20 protein-coding genes and 1 pseudogene are annotated in these 15,168 nt (G+C 71.6%); 8 read left to right on the forward strand and 13 right to left on the reverse strand.

Going from position 1 to position 15,168, the window contains the following annotated elements; translation table 11 throughout:
• Nucleotides 1-2: 2 nt before the first annotated feature.
• The 8 genes and pseudogenes from ACFY3J_RS22355 to rpmB form a co-directional block, all read right to left on the reverse strand.
• Nucleotides 3-314 (reverse strand): DUF1490 family protein, encoded by a 312-nt coding sequence (locus ACFY3J_RS22355; protein WP_390841569.1) that lies wholly within the window; start codon nucleotides 312-314, stop codon nucleotides 3-5.
• A gap of 149 nt (nucleotides 315-463) precedes the next feature.
• Nucleotides 464-1,345 carry a metal ABC transporter permease gene (locus ACFY3J_RS22360; protein WP_390841570.1) on the reverse strand — a complete coding sequence of 294 codons (882 nt, stop codon included), beginning with the start codon at nucleotides 1,343-1,345 and terminating at the stop codon, nucleotides 464-466.
• Nucleotides 1,342-2,226, reverse strand: a complete 885-nt coding sequence (locus tag ACFY3J_RS22365) for a metal ABC transporter ATP-binding protein (RefSeq protein ID WP_390841571.1) — start codon at nucleotides 2,224-2,226, stop codon at nucleotides 1,342-1,344. The genes ACFY3J_RS22360 and ACFY3J_RS22365 overlap by 4 nt, the downstream gene beginning before the upstream one ends.
• An 11-nt stretch (nucleotides 2,227-2,237) precedes the next feature.
• Nucleotides 2,238-3,173 (reverse strand): metal ABC transporter solute-binding protein, Zn/Mn family, encoded by a 936-nt coding sequence (locus ACFY3J_RS22370; protein WP_390841572.1) that lies wholly within the window; start codon nucleotides 3,171-3,173, stop codon nucleotides 2,238-2,240.
• Nucleotides 3,174-3,330: 157 nt separating this feature from the next.
• Nucleotides 3,331-3,573 carry a hypothetical protein gene (locus tag ACFY3J_RS22375; RefSeq protein WP_390841573.1) on the reverse strand — a complete coding sequence of 81 codons (243 nt, stop codon included), beginning with the start codon at nucleotides 3,571-3,573 and terminating at the stop codon, nucleotides 3,331-3,333.
• Nucleotides 3,573-3,700: pseudogene (locus ACFY3J_RS22380) on the reverse strand (GTP-binding protein); the annotation flags it as partial. The pseudogene ACFY3J_RS22380 and the gene ACFY3J_RS22375, both read right to left, overlap by 1 nt.
• A gap of 86 nt (nucleotides 3,701-3,786) precedes the next feature.
• On the reverse strand, nucleotides 3,787-4,092 hold the full coding sequence (rpsN, locus tag ACFY3J_RS22385) for a 30S ribosomal protein S14 (RefSeq protein ID WP_390841574.1): 306 nt from the start codon (nucleotides 4,090-4,092) through the stop codon (nucleotides 3,787-3,789).
• Nucleotides 4,092-4,328 carry a 50S ribosomal protein L28 gene (rpmB, locus tag ACFY3J_RS22390; protein WP_020937821.1) on the reverse strand — a complete coding sequence of 79 codons (237 nt, stop codon included), beginning with the start codon at nucleotides 4,326-4,328 and terminating at the stop codon, nucleotides 4,092-4,094. Before rpmB ends, rpsN begins: the two co-directional genes overlap by 1 nt.
• An 80-nt stretch (nucleotides 4,329-4,408) precedes the next feature.
• Between rpmB and rpmG the strand changes: the two genes are divergently transcribed.
• The 4 genes from rpmG (at nucleotide 4,409) to rpsR (ending at nucleotide 6,366) form a co-directional block, all read left to right on the forward strand.
• A complete protein-coding gene (gene rpmG, locus ACFY3J_RS22395; protein WP_390841575.1) occupies nucleotides 4,409-4,573 on the forward strand; it encodes a 50S ribosomal protein L33 in 165 nt (54 codons plus the stop codon).
• Between the two features lie 5 nt (nucleotides 4,574-4,578).
• Nucleotides 4,579-4,836 carry a type B 50S ribosomal protein L31 gene (locus tag ACFY3J_RS22400; protein WP_390841576.1) on the forward strand — a complete coding sequence of 86 codons (258 nt, stop codon included), beginning with the start codon at nucleotides 4,579-4,581 and terminating at the stop codon, nucleotides 4,834-4,836.
• Nucleotides 4,833-6,008, forward strand: a complete 1,176-nt coding sequence (locus tag ACFY3J_RS22405; protein WP_390841577.1) for a GTP-binding protein — start codon at nucleotides 4,833-4,835, stop codon at nucleotides 6,006-6,008. Before ACFY3J_RS22400 ends, ACFY3J_RS22405 begins: the two co-directional genes overlap by 4 nt.
• A gap of 115 nt (nucleotides 6,009-6,123) precedes the next feature.
• The gene (rpsR, locus tag ACFY3J_RS22410; RefSeq protein WP_390841578.1) at nucleotides 6,124-6,366 is read left to right on the forward strand and encodes a 30S ribosomal protein S18; all 243 of its coding nucleotides are present in this window, start codon (nucleotides 6,124-6,126) and stop codon (nucleotides 6,364-6,366) included.
• 75 nt (nucleotides 6,367-6,441) lie between these two features.
• Here the strand turns inward: rpsR and ACFY3J_RS22415 are convergent, their stop codons facing one another.
• The 5 genes from ACFY3J_RS22415 to ACFY3J_RS22435 form a co-directional block, all read right to left on the reverse strand.
• Nucleotides 6,442-7,197 (reverse strand): TIGR03943 family putative permease subunit, encoded by a 756-nt coding sequence (locus ACFY3J_RS22415; protein ID WP_390841628.1) that lies wholly within the window; start codon nucleotides 7,195-7,197, stop codon nucleotides 6,442-6,444.
• The gene (locus ACFY3J_RS22420; protein WP_390841629.1) at nucleotides 7,194-8,222 is read right to left on the reverse strand and encodes a permease; all 1,029 of its coding nucleotides are present in this window, start codon (nucleotides 8,220-8,222) and stop codon (nucleotides 7,194-7,196) included. Before ACFY3J_RS22420 ends, ACFY3J_RS22415 begins: the two co-directional genes overlap by 4 nt.
• 119 nt (nucleotides 8,223-8,341) lie before the next feature.
• Complete coding sequence (locus tag ACFY3J_RS22425) at nucleotides 8,342-8,734, reverse strand: SCO5389 family protein (protein WP_390841579.1); 393 nt, start codon at nucleotides 8,732-8,734, stop codon at nucleotides 8,342-8,344.
• A 92-nt stretch (nucleotides 8,735-8,826) separates the two neighbouring features.
• Nucleotides 8,827-9,786 (reverse strand): ATP-binding protein, encoded by a 960-nt coding sequence (locus ACFY3J_RS22430; RefSeq protein WP_390841580.1) that lies wholly within the window; start codon nucleotides 9,784-9,786, stop codon nucleotides 8,827-8,829.
• Nucleotides 9,787-9,957: 171 nt separating this feature from the next.
• The gene (locus ACFY3J_RS22435; RefSeq protein ID WP_390841581.1) at nucleotides 9,958-11,184 is read right to left on the reverse strand and encodes a hypothetical protein; all 1,227 of its coding nucleotides are present in this window, start codon (nucleotides 11,182-11,184) and stop codon (nucleotides 9,958-9,960) included.
• A 143-nt stretch (nucleotides 11,185-11,327) separates the two neighbouring features.
• Between ACFY3J_RS22435 and ACFY3J_RS22440 the strand changes: the two genes are divergently transcribed.
• Genes ACFY3J_RS22440 through ACFY3J_RS22455 form a run of 4 tightly spaced genes read left to right on the forward strand, consistent with a single transcriptional unit; the run spans nucleotide 11,328 to nucleotide 15,155 of the window.
• A complete protein-coding gene (locus ACFY3J_RS22440; protein ID WP_390841582.1) occupies nucleotides 11,328-12,311 on the forward strand; it encodes an ABC transporter substrate-binding protein in 984 nt (327 codons plus the stop codon).
• Nucleotides 12,312-12,325: 14 nt separating this feature from the next.
• Complete coding sequence (locus ACFY3J_RS22445) at nucleotides 12,326-13,288, forward strand: FecCD family ABC transporter permease (RefSeq protein WP_390841583.1); 963 nt, start codon at nucleotides 12,326-12,328, stop codon at nucleotides 13,286-13,288.
• The gene (locus ACFY3J_RS22450; RefSeq protein ID WP_390841584.1) at nucleotides 13,285-14,310 is read left to right on the forward strand and encodes a FecCD family ABC transporter permease; all 1,026 of its coding nucleotides are present in this window, start codon (nucleotides 13,285-13,287) and stop codon (nucleotides 14,308-14,310) included. Before ACFY3J_RS22445 ends, ACFY3J_RS22450 begins: the two co-directional genes overlap by 4 nt.
• Entirely contained in the window at nucleotides 14,307-15,155 is an 849-nt protein-coding gene (locus tag ACFY3J_RS22455; RefSeq protein ID WP_390841585.1) for an ABC transporter ATP-binding protein, read from the forward strand. Before ACFY3J_RS22450 ends, ACFY3J_RS22455 begins: the two co-directional genes overlap by 4 nt.
• Nucleotides 15,156-15,168 lie beyond the last annotated feature (13 nt).

The raw sequence follows: 15,168 nt of genomic DNA on the forward strand, positions 1-15,168 counted from the left end.
GATCAGTGCTCGTGCCCGTGATCGTCGTCTGCGAGGTTCACCGCGGAGGGCGGCGGTGCCTCCTCACCGAGCGTGGTGCGGGCCTCCGCGATCATGTCTCCTGCTTTGAGCCGGGCTTCTTCGGCGGCCGATGCGACCCAGCGGCCGACGACGATGCCGCGGGCGATACCACCGACGAGGGCCTTCCGGACGGCGGGTTGGCCGTCGGGTGCGCGTTTCGTGACTCCCCGGATGATCAGGCCGCCCACCACTCCGGAGACGGCGTAGTGGGCGAGACGCCCGGCTGCGCCACTGGCGACGGTGAGGGGATGCATGAAGGACTCCTTCCGCCGCTGCTGAGTGACGGATCCCCTCCTCAAGTGTGTGCCCGTACCGTGCGCCCGGTCGAACGGAGGCCGACGCGCAGGCTTCCTCGGCAGATGACGTCGGCCACTGCACGTCGCGACTGCCGCCGCCTGCTCGGTCAGGCGGGCTGCGGGACCGTCCTTCTGGCTCCCGGACGGCGGGTGCGGTACTTGCCGACCAAGCGGCAGACGGCGTAGATCGTGAACGAGATCGTCGTGACGTACGGGCTGATGGGGATGCTGCTGCCCAGGGCGAGGAGAATGCCGCCCTCGATGGAGATCACTGCGAAGACGGTGCTGAGCAGTGGTAGCAGTACGGGGGAGGCGGTGACGCGGGCGGCGGCCGCTGCGGGAGTGACGACGAGGGTGAGGACCAGCAGGGCGCCGACGACCTGCACGGACAGGGCGACGGCGAGGCCGAGCACGAGCATGAAGGCGAAGGACAGTCCTCGCACCGGGACGCCGCGGGCCTCGGCGACGTCCGGGTCGGCGCTGGCGAAGGACAGAGGCCGCCACATCACCACCAGAGCCACCAGGACCACGGCGGAGGTGCTGAGCAGCCAGGTCGTCTGCGGGGTGTCCACGGCGACGATCTGACCGGTGAGCAGGCCGAACTTGTTGGCCGCCCGGCCCTTGTAGAGGGCGAGGAAGAGGACACCCAGCCCCAGGCCGAACGGCATGAGGATGCCGATCACCGAGTTGCGGTCCCGGGCCCGCGCTCCCAGGACGCCGATCACCCCGGCCGCGACGAGCGAGCCGACGATCGAGCCCGCCACGACGTTCGCCCCCAGCAGCAGCGCGGCCGAGGCGCCCGCGAAGGACAGTTCGCTGATGCCGTGCACCGCGAAGGGCAGGTCGCGCATGATGACGAAGACCCCGGCCAGGCCGCCGATCAGGCCGAGTGCGGCGCCGGCGACGAGGGAGTTGCGGACCAGGGCGAGCAGTTCGCCGTAGTTGTCGAAGTTGAAGATCTGCTGCCAGATCCCGTCGGCGAGCGTCATGACCGGGCCTCGCCGGACTCGTGGAGTTCGTGGCTGTGGTGAAGCTGGGCAGCCGGTTCTTCGGGTACGCCGGCCACCACGATCCGGCCGTGGACGCGGACGACGTCGATCTGCGTGCCGTACAGGCGGGAGAGCGAGCCGGAGGTCAGGACGTCCTCCGGCGTGCCGACCCGGTGGCCGCCCGGTGCCAGGTACAGCACCCGGTCCACCAGGTCGAGGACCGGGTTGATCTCGTGGGTCACGAAGACCACCGCCGTGTCATGGGAGCGGCGGCGGGCGTCGATCAGTTCGGTGACGGCCCGCTGGTGGTTCAGGTCCAGGGAGAGCAGCGGTTCGTCGCACAACAGGATGCGCGGGTCGGTGGCCAGTGCCTGCGCGATGCGGACGCGCTGGCGTTCGCCACCGGACAGCAGTCCGAGCGGGACGTCGCCGTACGAGAAGGCCCCGACCTGCTCCAGGATCTCGTCGACCCGCCGGCGGACGGCGCTCGTGCGCAGCCGCGGGCCGAAGCGGCGGCCGTCGATCCCGAAGCGCACCAGGTCGCGGGCGCGCAGCATCGTCTGCGCGGACAGGGCGGCCTGCTGGGGGACGTACCCGATGTGCCGTCCGGCGTCGCGGGGAGGGCGGCCGAGGACGGTCAGCGTTCCCGCGGACAGCGGCTGCCGGCCCAGCAGGGCTTTCACCAGGCTCGTTTTGCCCGACCCGTTCGGCCCGAGCACGGCGAGGAACTCCCCGGGCCGTATCTCGAGGTCCAGATCACGCCATACCGTCCGCGTGCCGTAGGCCACGGCGGCGTTGCTGAGGCTGATCAGCGGGGCGGTGTCTGCGCCGACGACGCTGGTTTCCGTCCTGCTCTCGCGGGCCCGGGGTACGGGAGCCACCTCTGGTCACCTCACTTGTTCAGCGCGTCGGCCAGCGCGTCGACGTTGGAGGTCATCCACCCGACGTAGTCCTTGCCCTTGGGCAGGGTCTCGGTGACGGGAATGACGGGGATGCCGGCCGCCTTGGCCGCCTGTTCGATCTTCTCGGTCTGCGGACCGGAGGTCTGTGCGTTGTAGACCAGCGCCTTGACCTGCTTGCCGGTGAACAACGCGAGAGTGGCCTGCAAGACCTTGGGAGAGACGTCACTGCCTTCCTCGACGGCCTTGCTGAACTCCTCGGGAGTCTTGTTCACCAGCCCGCCGGCCTCGGTCATGTACAGCGGCACGGGCTCGGTGACGGCGATGGCCTCGCCCCCGTGGACCTTCTTGATCTGCGCTTCCTTCGCCTCGAGCGGCTCGAGCCTCGCCTTGAAGGTCTCGGCGTTCTTGGTGAAGGTGGCCGCGTCGGCGGGTTCTGCCTTGCCCAGGGCCGTGGCTATGCGATCGGCGATCTTGGCGGCGGTGGGGAAGTCGTACCAGACGTGCTCGTTGAGCTCGCCGCCCTTCGGGGCGGTCTTGCCGGAGACCTTGACGGCGTTGATGACCTCGGCGGAGGAGTTGCTGCTCTTGAGCATTCGGTCGATGAAGTCGTCGTAGCCGCCGCCGTTCTCGATGACGAGCTTCGCCTTGGACAGGACCAGCTGGTTCTGGGTGTTGGCCTCGTAGGAGTGCGGGTCCTGGTCGGGGTCGCTGATGACCGACGTGACGGCGACCTTGCCGCCGCCTATCTGCTCGACGATGTCGCCGTACACGTTCGTCGAGGCGACCACCGTGACCTTCGAGGAGACGGCCGGGGTCTGCGAGACGCTCCCGTCGCTCTTGGAGCCCGAGGAGCTGCCGCAGCCGGCCACGAGAGCCAGGCAGGCGCCCATGAGGAGAGCGAGACGGCAGGACGGGAACGTGGGCATGCATTCTCCACGACGCGTGCTGCAGGGGCCTTCGCGAAAGCGACTGGTCCGACCCGGATCGGTCCGGGCATATACACCACGCTAGATGGAAGTGAATATCACAACCATGACCTGATTGTGCCGATATGGCAATCGTTGCGGAGAATTGACGCGCCGGCTACTCGTGCGAGGGCGTCGCCCGTGACTGGCAGAGGCGGCAGACGCCCGTGAGCTCCAGGGTGTGCTCGACCTCGGCGAATCCGGTGGTTGCGGCCAGGGCCTCGGTCGAGCGCTCCACGCTCTCCGCGTCCACGGGGCGGCTGTCGGTGACGCCGCCACGGCCCGCGCGGCGGCGGACCGGGATGCAAGGGCCGTGGCGGGACGTCGACCAGGTCGAGCGGGCGATCTTCCAGTGGGTCACCGTGCCGGCACCCCGCGCACCCGGTCGGTGCCGGCCTCGTCGGCCAGGTCCAGCCTGTTGAGCACGAGCACGTCCGCGAACTCCACTTGCCGATCAGCAGATCGCTCACGGTCCGTTCGTCGCCCTGGCAAGGCCGCACGCGCGGGCGGCTCAGTGGGAATCAGCCGCGTTGGTTGCGGTGCGGCCTCGAGGGGCGAGCGGATCGGGTGCGGGTCACCAGCTGCTCTTGGTCACGCCGGGGAGTTCGCCCGCATGGGCCATCTCGCGTACGCGGATGCGGGACAGGCCGAAGGCACGCAGGTGGCCGCGGGGGCGCCCGTCCACGGAGTCGCGGTTGCGGAGGCGGGTGGCGCTGGCGTCGCGGGGCTGCCGGCGCAGTTCCCGCTGGGCGGCGGCGCGTTCGTCGTCGGATGTCCGGGGGGACGAGACGATCGCCTTCAGCTCGGCGCGGCGAGCGGCATGGCGGGCCACGACGAGGCGCCGCTGTTCGTTCTTCGCGATCTTGCTCTTCTTCGCCATCAGACCTTCCCTCCCCGGGCGCGGATGCGGGCCACCGCGGCCTCGATGCCGATCGTGTCGACCGTCTTGATGCCCTTGGCGGAGAGGGTGAGCCGGACGTGGCGGCCTTCGCTCGGCAGCCAGTAGCGCTTGGACTGGATGTTGGGGTCGAAGCGGCGCTTGCTGCGCCGGTGGGAATGGGAGATGTGATGGCCGAAGCCGGGCTGTCGACCGGTGAGTTGGCAGTGGGCGGACATGGTTCCTCCTCGATGGCGGCTGGGGCAGCACACTAGCAGCTAAATGAAAATGAAAACCAATCTCCTGTATGGTGCTGTCCATGCCTCGCAACGAACTGCGTCCGATCATCAAGCTGAGGTCCACCGCCGGCACCGGCTACACCTACGTGACCCGAAAAAACCGCCGTAACGACCCCGACCGGCTGACGCTGCGCAAGTACGACCCGGTCGCCGGCCGCCACGTCGACTTCCGTGAGGAGCGCTGAATACCGTGAAGCCCGGAATCCACCCCGCCTACCGCCCGGTCGTCTTCCGTGACCGGGTCGCGAACTTCGCCTTCCTCACTCGGTCTACGGCCACGAGCGACAAGACCGTCGAGTGGGAGGACGGCAACACCTACCCGGTCATCGACGTCGAGATCTCCTCGGCGAGCCACCCCTTCTACACCGGCACCCAGCGGGTCCTGGACACCGCGGGGCGGGTCGAGCGCTTCGAGCGGCGTTACGGCCGCGGCCGGAGCGAGCGGTGAGCGCGGACCGGGCGCGACTGCCGGTCGCGATCGTCGCCGGGCTGCACGCGGATGCCCGCCGGGCCGCCGTGGAGGAGATCCTGCGCACGGTCCCCGGCTCGGTCGTGCTGCACCACGACCTGACGTCCGCCGTCGACAGCGCGGTGCACCGCACCGTACGCGCCGCCGACGGCCTGCTGGGCAGCGGCGACGCACCCCTGGTGAACGACTGCGCGTGCTGCGCGCTGCGCGAGGACCTCGTCCCCGAACTGCTGCGGCTGGCCGAGGAAGGCAGACACCGGCTGGCCGTCGTGGAACTGTGGGACTCCGTCGAACCCCAGGCAATGGCCGCGGTCATCGCCGCCGCGGGCGCACCGCTGGCGCTGACCGGGGTCGCCACCGCGGTCGACCCGGCACTCGTCCTGCCGTACCTGTCCAACGGCGACGACCTGGCCGACGTCGGCCTCGCCGCCGCCCCGACCGACCAGCGCACCGTCGCCGACACCTTCGCCCGGCAACTGGAATACCCCACGCTGATCGCCCTCGCCGAGGACGGCTCGGGCGCAGAGGGCGTCGAGCCCGCCGACGACACCGACCACGCGCTGCTCGCCCAGCTCACGCCGGGCGCACGAAAGATACACCTGGCCGGCGGCGGTTTGCAGGCCGCCCTGCTGGCGGGCTTCGACGTGGCCGCGGCCGCCGCCCGCCTGCACCCGGCGTGCGCGCTGCTGCCGCAGGAGTGCGACGAGTACGGCGTGAGCACCTTCGTCTGGCGGCGGACACGCCCCTTCCACCCGCAGCGCCTCTACGCGGCGCTGGAGGACCTGACCTGCGCCGCCGCCCGCAGCCGCGGGCGGTTCTGGCTGGCCGACCGCCCCGACACCCTGCTGTCGTGGGACGCCGCCGGCGGCGCGCTGTGCGTGGAGTCGGCCGGACCCTGGCTGGCCGCCCTGCCCGACGCCGCCTGGGAGATGGTGCCCGCCGAACGCCGCCTGGCCGCCTCCGTGGACTGGCACCCCGAACACGGTGACCGCTGCCAGTACTTCACGTTCACCTCGCCCGGCCTGGACCGTGACGGTCTACTGGCCCTGCTCGACTCGTGCCTGCTCACCGACGACGAGTACGCGGCGGGCAGGGACCACTGGAAACAACTTCCGCACGCCTTCGACGGCTTGCTCGACCCAGTGGCCTGAACCGCGACCCGGCCCGGCACTGAGAGCGCGTCATCCACTCGTCCCACCCCAGGTGCCCCGCCGGATCGCCCGCGCATTCCATCGCATCCCGTTGAAAGAGAGGACCGACCTCACCATGCCCCGACGCACAAGTACCCGGCGGCAGGCCGCCAAGCCTCAGCGCGTCAACCCGCTGGACGCCGCCGGCATCACGTACATCGACTACAAGGACACCGACCTGCTGCGGAAGTTCATCTCCGACCGCGGAAAGATCCGCAGCCGCCGGGTGACCCGCGTGACGCGTCAGCAGCAGCGACAGATAGCGCAGGCCATCAAGAACGCACGCGAGATGGCACTCCTCCCTTACAGTTCCCGATAGCCGGGATGGCGGTACGGACGCCCGCGGTATCTCCACCGTCGATCGTCCGTACGTGTCCAGGCTGCGTCGACCGGGTCAACGCTTTTCGTACGGGTCCGACGGCTCCTCGACCTGCCTGACCGTCGTCGCGTCCAGCACCGGGGGCCAGGCCGCAGACGACCCCGGCTTGCCCGTGGGGTGCCAGATGCCCGTCACTGTCACCCACGTGTCCGTCGCCGGGGCGTCCGCGCCGCGAACCAGCACCTTGTTCGTCGTCGCGTCGGCCGCGCAGCACGAGACCAGCAGCCGGGTCACGTACCAGGTGCCGCCGTCCCCGTGGGTGACGAAGCCGGTCAGCCGGACCGTACGGCCCTGCAGCGAACGCCCGCTGTCGTAGACCGCGCGGGAGGCGAACGCGGCCACACTCAGGTCCACCGGGTCGCCGGACGGCAGTGCCGGGAACGTGCCGACGCCCACCGCCGCGCGCCGGGCGTCCTCCCGGGCCGCGCTGTAGGAGCCGAGCGCGGGCGGCGGGAAGAGCAGCAGGGCGGTGGCGGGGAGAGCGAGAAGCCAGGCCAGGCGCGGGCCGACCGTGTGGGAGTGGGAGTGGCCGTGGTCGTGCGCGTCCTCGTCCGGGCGCGCGTCCTCGCCCGCGTGTCCGGTGCCTTCCCGCGCCGTTCGTGCCCTCGCCGCCGCCAGCACCCCGAGCAGCCCCAGAAGCACCCCGGACGCGATCAGATACGGCCGCAACCCGGCCTGTACGTACCGCAGATACAGGTCACTGAACAGCGTGATCCGCAGCATCGCGGCAGCCATCAGCAGCATCAGCACGGCCGGCCCGTACCGCCTCACAGCAGCCACCCACCCACGAGCACACTGCTCACCAGGGCGACCGCCCAGGTCGCCGACGAGAACCGGAGGGCGAAGGCCCGGCCGAACGTGCCCGCCTGCAGCGCGATCAGCTTCAGGTCGACCATCGGCCCGACCACCATGAACGCCAGCCGCGCGGTCGGTGAGAACCCGCTCAGCGACGCGGCCACGAACGCGTCGGCCTCGCTGCACACGCACAGCACCACGGCGAGCAGCGCCAGCAGGAGCACCGACAGCCAGGCGGACCCGGTGAAGGTGTCCAGGAGTGAGCGCGGCACCGCGATGTTGAAGGTCGCCGCGGCCGCCGAGCCGAGCACGAGGAAACCCCCGGCGTGCAGGAAGTCGTGCTGCAGTCCGGCCGCGAAGGCACCTGCACGTCCGCGTGAGGTGGTCGACGGGGCCGTACGGGTCCTGGGCAGCCGCAGCCACTCCTCCCTGCCGAAGCGGGCCCACAGCCACCCCATGACGACGGCCGTGGCGAGGGAGGCGACGAACCGGGCCGCCACCATCAGCGGCTGCCCGGGAAAGGCGATGGAGGTGGCGACGAGGACGACAGGGTTGATCGCGGGCGCGGAAAGCAGGAACGCGAGCGCGGCGGCCGGGGCCACCCCGCGCCGCATCAGGCTTCCGGCCACCGGTACGGACGCGCACTCGCACCCGGGCAGCACGACACCGGCCGCCCCCGCGACGGGCACGGCGAGCGCCGGACGCTTCGGCAGCAGCCGGCTGAACACGCGCTCGGACACGAAGGCGCCGATGGCGGCGGAGACCAGCGTGCCCAGCAGCAGGAAGGGAACCCCCTGGACGACGACGGCGGTGAACACCGTCCACCAGGCGGCGACGGGTGGCGTGTAGACCTCCTGGGCGACCACCGGGCCGAGGAACCACACGACCGAGGCGACCGTGACGAACGCGAAGCCGCCGAGGACGACGTGCAGGAGCGCGCGAACGCCGAGGCGTATGACGTCGAAGAACCCGTACCCGCTTCCGGGGTACTCCTGATCGATCACGCCACTCGCTTCGCAGTACGACACCACGGACGTGCACACGCTAGCAAGAGACCCTGCGCGCAAGCCGGGTCCTGCCACGGAGCGAGCTGTCGGAGTGACAGCTGCGCTGGTGTGGGTCAGCAGTCGCGGAACTCGGGTGACTGGTTGAGGATCTGGGCGCGCAGCGAGGTGAAGCGGGTGTGGGCCGCTCCACCACGGGCCTCGGGGTGGAAGGCGGCGACACGGTGGCAGTTCTGGAAGGCCAGGGTGATACCGAAGTGCCGTTCCAGGCTGCCGCGGATCGCGTCGCTGGACAGGGCCCGCAGCAGCTGGCCGCGCTCCTCCTCGGACGGCGGCGGCGTCTGGTTGTCCGCGAACTCCGCGCCTTCCGTGCGCAAGTCGTCGGCCAGGTGGGCGATGAGGTCGTAGGCGTACGGCAGGGAGGTACGGACCGTATCCACGAAGTCTTCCTCCCGGATCTCACCCTTCTCGGCTTCGGTGAGCAGCTGCGGGGAGACGTCGAGTGACATGAAGAGGGTGTCCTGTCTGTTGTTCGGGTGCCTGTTGTGCGGGTCGATCCGGTGCGGGACGGACGGGAGCCGCTGATCCGGCCCGTCGTACGTCAGGTGCAGGCCGCCAGCGCCGCAGGGCCGTGATGGAAGTCGGGGTCGATCTGGGTGGCGAGGTCGTGGCCGGTGGCCTCGTTGGCCCAGGCGATGGCGTTGCGCAGGTGGAATTCGACGGCGTGTTTCTGGAAGGCGTCCCAGTCCTTCGGGCGGGCGTCCACGGCCTCGCGCAGCCGGTCCAGGGTGTGGGCGTTGTGGGGCTCCAGCTCGCCGTGGACGCGGCCCTGCTCCTGCGCCCGCACGAAGGAGGACTGCTCGCAGTGCGCGAGGAGGTCGTCGCCGACGTGCTCTTTGAGGAAGAGCAGGTCGTCCTCGCCGGTGATCTTGTTGCCGACCACGGCGATGGGGATGCCGAACTCGGCGGCGTGGTCACGGTACTGGCGGTAGACGGAGACGCTCTTTCGGGTCGGCTCCACCACCAGGAAGGTCATGTCGAAGCGGGTGAACAGGCCGGAGGCGAAGGCGTCGGCGCCGGCCGTCATGTCGACGACGACGTACTCGCCGGGCCCGTCCACGAGGTGGTTGAGGTAGAGCTCGACCGCGCCGAGCTTGGAGTGGTAGCAGGCCACGCCGAGGTCGCTCTCGCCGAAGGCACCGGTCACCATCAGCGGTACGCCGTGCACCTCCCGGACGTGGTGGACGTGGATCTCGTCGTCGCCCAGCAGGCGCAGCAGGCGGGAACCACGGCCCGGCGGGGTCGTCTTGACCATGGCGTCGCGGGACGGGATGCGCGGGTTGGTACCTCGCAGGTAGTCCTTGATCTCACCGGTCCGCGCGCTGAGCGGCGGCGCACCGAAGGATGCGCCCTCGTCGAGACCGAGTGCGAACGCCAGGTGCTGGTTGATGTCGCCGTCGATGGCGACGACCGGCGCGCCGGAACGCGCCAGGTGACGGGAGAAGAGCGCGGACAGGGTGGTCTTCCCGCTGCCGCCCTTGCCGACGAACGCCACGCGCATGACTCACCAACCCCCTCTATTGAAAATGGGTGTCATGAGCATAGGCTGGGGGTGTGGCGGCAGGCTGTCAAATCGCATTCCGCCAACCGCCTGTGCCGGGCCGCGAGTTGCTTCACCCGATCGGGCTAAACGGCCTCTGGCGGGGCTTCGGTGGCGGGTGTACGGCCGCGGTCAGCGGCCCACCGGGTCCTCCCAGGCGCGGTCCCCCGGAGCCGTCAGGGCCAGGTGGCCGCCGTCGTCGAGGGGGGTCGGTACGGTGAGCGTGGCCAAGGGCTCGGTTTTGTCGAAAAGGTGGACCTCGCCGTGGCCGCCGCGGGTGACGGCGGTGAGCGGGGCACCCGGCGAGGCGGCGATCGCCCGGCGCTGCACGCCGTCCCACGGGGTTCCTCCGGGCTTCGGCGCGCCGTCCATGGGCGGCAGCGGGTGACGGGCGATGACCCGGGGTTCGCCGCCCGAGGGTTCGGCTGCCAGCAGGATCAGTTCGTCGCCGTCGGGGTGCACACGTGCGTACGCGACGTGGTGAGCGGCGACTGCGAACCGGAAGACCAGCCCGGGGCCGAGTGGCACGCGGCCGGTGCGGCCCCCGTCGAGGGTGTGGAACCAGGCGTCGTTGGTCCACTCCGGCCATTGCCCCGGGTTGGTGGGGCCGCCGCGTACGCACGACCACAGTGCCCGCCGTACGGGATCGAGCCGCAGGTAGTAGCCGCGCCCGGGCCCGGCCCAGGGTAGCGGCTCCTCCATGAGCAGGCGGTCGCCGTCGCGCCGGGCCCGGTGCACTCCGGAGGCCGCGGCGGCGAACAGCCGTCCGGTGAGCCGGTCGTAGGCGTCGCCATGGCCGTCGTGGTCGGGCAGCTCCGTCTCGTACGCGGGTGACGCGGGGGGACTGGCGGGGGCGGCGCTCTGCAGATCGTCGTAGCGGTACGCGGTCAGCGTGCCGGGCTCGCGGTGCCGCAGGACGACGAGCGGGCCGCCGGAGCCGCACAGCACCGTCACGCCCGGTTCGCCGGCCTGCGTGCGTACCCGGACCGACCTGCCGCGGTCGAGGTCGACCGTGGTCAGCAGATCCGACCACGGCTCCCAGTTGCGGCCCAGACCTGTGGTGACCGCGAGCCGACGGCCGGACGCGTCGGCCGCCAGGTGTTCGGCCGGAGTGGCCACCGGCGCCGTCGCCGCGATCAGCGGGCGGCCCGCGTCCGGGCCGTACGGGTCGAGGACGACGAGCTCGCCCGCGAGGTCGTCGACGAATGCCCAGTGGCCGCCCGGGAGGGCGAGGAAGCCGGCGTGCTCGGCGAGGTGCCGGCCCTCCACGACACCCGTCACCCGGCCGTCCGGCAGGTTCAGCACCCGTATGGATCCGGCGACTTGGTCGGCTATCAGCAGGCGCGGGGCGAGCGGCATGGCAGGACTCCTGGAGGGATGGCGGGGCGGACTATCGATAATGATTATCATGTGCCTCGCATGTGTGGTGGGGGAACGGCCTGGGGCGCCTCCGCCTCACGTCCACACCCGCCCTGGGAACGAGACGGAGAGCTGAGAGTCATATGTCACGCAGAATGCTGCGGACCGTTCGCCGCTGGGCCGCCGCGGCCGTCATGGGGGCGCTGCTCACCGGCTGCGGATCCACCGCCGCCGAGACCGGCGACAAGGGGAGAGGCAATGCGGGGGCCAGGACCGATGTGAAGGTCGAGCCCATCACCGCCGCCCGCTCCATCACCGATGGCAAGGGCGTCACCGTCGCCACGAAGGCCGCGCCGCGGCGCGTGGTCTGTCTCGTCGCGCTCTGCGACGACATGCTTGCCGAACTGGGCATGACGCCTGCCGCCACCAACTCCGGGCTGCTCGCCCATCCGAAGTTCCTGGGCAAGGAGAAGGCCGCGAAGATACCGGTCGTACCGGGCGGTTTCCTCGCGCCTGAGGCCGAGGCGATCCTCTCCCACAAGCCGGATCTGGTGATCGGCCTGGAGGACACGCACGGCAAGCTCGCGCCGGCGCTGAAGGGCGCGACGGTGTTCTGGCCGGTGCAACCGGGCAGTTGGGAGGACAGCGTCGGCTACCTGCGCAACCTCGCCGCGCTCACCGGACGCACCTCGCAGGGCGAGGCGGCCGAGAAGGCGTTCCGCGCCAAGCTCGCCAAGGCCGAGAGTGCCAGGAGCGACAAGACCGCGCTCATCATCTTCGGCAGCGACGAGAACTTCGGCGTCGCCACGCCCGGCAACGACGTCGCCGCCGGGCTCTTTCCCAAGATCGGGCACTACCCGTGGAAGAGCCGCGGCGTCGACGGTACGTACAGCATGGAGGAGATCCTCGCCGCCGACGTCGACGTGCTGTTCGTCGAGACGCTCTCCTTCGGCGGCTCTTCCGAAGGCAAGCTCTCCGACAAGCTCGCCAAGAACCCGCTCTGGTCGCGCATCCCGGCCGTCAAGAACGGCGATGTCCACGAGGTCGACTCCGAGGTGTGGGCCAAGGGCCGCGGCACCCGGTCGCTCGGCATCGTCCTCGACGAGGCGACGGCAGCACTGAAGTGACCGGGCAAGGGACCGTGCGCCATGTCGCTGTGGCCGCCGCGGTGCTGGTGGCGGTCATCTCCAGCGCGTTGTGCCTGGGAACGCCGTATGTGCCGCCTTTCGCACTCGCCGACGCGCTCGGCGGGGACGGCCTTGCCGGCGTCGTCGTTGCCGAACTGCGGCTGCCCAGGCTCGTGCTGGCGCTCGTCGCCGGTGCCTGCCTGGGTGCCGCCGGGCTGGTCCTCCAAGAGGCCCTGCGGAATCCGCTCGCCGTGCCCGAGATGCTCGGCGTCTCCAGCGGGGCCGCGCTCGGCGTCGCGGCCCCGCTGGTCCTCGCCCTGTCCGTGCCGCTCGCGGTGCAGCCGCTGCTCGCCATCGGCGGCGCGGCGCTCGGCGGTGTCCTGACGCTGCTCGCCGCCGGGTTCGGGCGCAGCCCCTCGGGCGTGCTGCTCACCGGGGCGGCCGTCGCCGCCGCCCTTCAGGCCGCGCTGCTCGTGCTGATGGTCCTGGCCGACCAGCTCGACCTCCAGCTCATCTACCGCTACCTGCTCGGCAGCCTCTCCGCCCGGACCTGGGACGACGTGACGGGCCTCGGGCCCTGGCTTCTCATCGCCGTCCCGGCGCTGGTCCTGTGCGCCCCGGTGCTGAGCGTGCTGCGGCTCGGCGACGACGACGCCCAGGCGCTGGGCGTACGGGTACGACGGGCACGGCTGGCCGCGCTCGCCATCTCCGTGCTGCTCATCGCGCCGGTCGTCGCCGTGTGCGGGCCGGTGGCCTGGGTCGGGTTTCTCGCACCCCACCTGGCACGCCGGTTGCGTCCGGGCTCGGACGCGGTGGGCTGGCTGCCGTGGTCGGCGGCGTGGGGCGCGCTGGTGGTGGCCTGCGCGGACCAGCCGGCGCGGCTCGCCCTGGCGCCGACCGAGACCCCGGTCGGCGCCTGGACGGCCCTGATCGGCGTCCCGGCGGGCGTCGCCCTGCTGAAAGCGAGCCGCCGATGACGTACACGCGGACGTACGCGCGCCGAACTGCCCTCCTGGTGCTACTCGTCGCGGCCGTCGCGGCTGCCGGGCTGTGCGCCGGACGCGCGCTGCCGGCCTTTGGCGTCTGGGAGGTGCTGAGCGGCGGCGGCGACCCCACCGCTCGGCACATCGTTCTTCATCTGCGCCTGCCGCGCACCCTGGTGGCGCTGGCGGCGGGCGCCTCACTGGGCCTGGCCGGCACGGTTCTGCAGTCGGCGCTGCGCAACCCGCTGGCCGGACCCGAGGTCACCGGCGTCACACCGGGTGCCGTTCTGGGCGCGGTGACCGCGACCGGGCTGGGCCTGGCGGGCTGGGAGTCCCCGGCCGCGGTGGTGACCGCCGCGTGCCTGGGCGGGTTCTCGGGGGCGGGGCTGCTGTGGTTGCTCGCCGGGCCTGAGAGAGGTGACCCCGCGCAGACGGCCGTGAACGGCGTGCTCGTCTCGGCGGTGCTCGCCGGACTGACCGCCATGGTGCTGCTGGTCGCCCCCGGCGAGCTCGGCAGTGTCGTGCAGTGGCTGGTCGGCTCCACCGAGGGCCGCGTGTGGGCCCACTGGCACCTGCTGTGGCCCTGGGCGACCGCGTGGGCCGTCGCCGCCTGCGCGATGGCGGCCCCCCTGACCCTGCTGCGCTGCGGGGAGGAACAGGCCGCGGCGACCGGGCTGAACACCGGACGGGCGCGGGTCGCGGCGCTCGTGTGCGCCGTGGCGCTCACCGCCGGGGCGGTCGCGGCCGTCGGCGCGCTGGGCTTCGTCGGGCTGCTCGTACCCCATCTCGCGTTCGCCCTCTTCGGGGCGGACCTGCGCGCAGCGCTCCCCGGGGCGGCACTGCTCGGCGCCGTCGTGGTGGGCGCCGCGGACGCGGGTGCCCAGTGGCTGTCCCGGATGGCCGCCGCCGCACTGGACATGGACCGGCTGAGCATCCCCGTCGGGGCGCTCACGACCTGCGGTGGCGCGGCGCTGCTGCTGATCGTGGCGCGTCGCCGCACGGCGAGTGAGGAGTGAAGGTGGACGTCGTCGTGGAAGCCGGGACCAAGGGTGCGATACGGGTCGAAGGGCTGCGCTTCGGCTACCCGGGCCGGGAGGTCCTCGACGGGATCGACCTGGGCATCGCCACCGGCGAGCTGGTCGCCCTCGTCGGCCTCAACGGCTGCGGCAAGAGCACCCTGCTGCGGCTCTGCGCCGGCCTGCTGAAACCGGCCGCCGGACGGGTGCTGCTCGGCGGAGACGACCTGTCCCGCCTCTCGCGGCGGGCGACCGCCCGCCGGGCGGCTCTGCTGCACCAGCAGGCTCCCCAGGTACCGGGTATGACGGTGCGCCACCTGGTGCGCCAAGGGCGGTACGCGGCACGAGGGCCGCTCGGCATGCTCCGCGACGGCGACGACGCGGTGTGCGCCCGGGCCATGGCCGACGTCGGAGTGACCGAGTGGGCGGACCGGCCGGTGGACGCGCTCTCGGGCGGTGAGCGCCAGCGCGTACGGCTGGCCATGGCGCTCGCCCAGGACACCCGCGTGCTGCTGCTCGACGAGCCGACCACGTACCTCGACCTGCATCACCAGCTGGAGGTCATGCAGACGGTGGTGCGGCTGCGCGAGGAACGCGGGATGACGGTCGTGATGGTGCTCCACGACCTGGGGCACGCGGCGCGGTTCGCGGACCGGGTTGTGGCGCTGCGTCACGGCCGCGTGGCGGCGGACGGCCCGCCGACCGAGGTGGTCACCCCGGCCCTGCTGGCCGAAGTCCTGGGCGTGGCAGGCCGGGTGGGCCGCGACCCGGAGGGCGGCTGGCCGGTGTGTTACCCGGATCACCCGCTCCCCGGAGCCTTGCAAAATGATAATCATCTTCATTAGTGTCGGTGGTGCG

It is taken from the genome of Streptomyces sp. NPDC001231 (assembly GCF_042896885.1).
Classification (GTDB): domain Bacteria; phylum Actinomycetota; class Actinomycetes; order Streptomycetales; family Streptomycetaceae; genus Streptomyces.